This is a genomic window from Gluconobacter sp. P1D12_c (assembly GCF_018812105.1).
Taxonomy (GTDB): Bacteria; Pseudomonadota; Alphaproteobacteria; order Acetobacterales; family Acetobacteraceae; genus Gluconobacter; species Gluconobacter oxydans_A.
In genome coordinates this window covers 1-374 of record NZ_JACSIQ010000793.1, presented here as the reverse complement: position 1 = coordinate 374, position 374 = coordinate 1, and the positions used below count along the sequence as shown (strand labels likewise).

The following is a 374-nucleotide window of genomic DNA, read 5'->3' as shown; positions in this document are numbered from 1 at the left end:
CGCCATCCCGTTCTTTTTGGCTATAAATCGCATGTTTCCATCGATCGGAAATACCGGTTCATCCGCAAATGGAAAACAACRSATGCCGCYGCCAGTGATGGCGCGCGATTGAGAGAGGGGCTTCTGGATAAARCCAATACSGCCTCAAGCGTTTGGGCTGATACAGCTTATCGCTCGAAAGCGAATGAGGACTTCATGGACAAAGAGGGTTTTGTCTCAAAGGTTCACAGAAAAAAGCCGCATCTCAAGCCTATGCCCCGACATATCCAGAAATCGAATGCTGGAAAGTCCGTGATCCGATCGCGCGTCGAGCACGTCTTTGCCGACCAGAAATCACAGACGGGATTGTTCATCCGAACTGTCGGTATCACCCG

At 50.7% G+C, this 374-nt stretch carries 1 protein-coding gene; it reads left to right on the top strand.

Going from position 1 to position 374, the window contains the following annotated elements:
• On the top strand, positions 1-374 hold a 374-nt coding region (locus KP705_RS19230), incomplete at both ends, for a transposase (protein WP_215765467.1).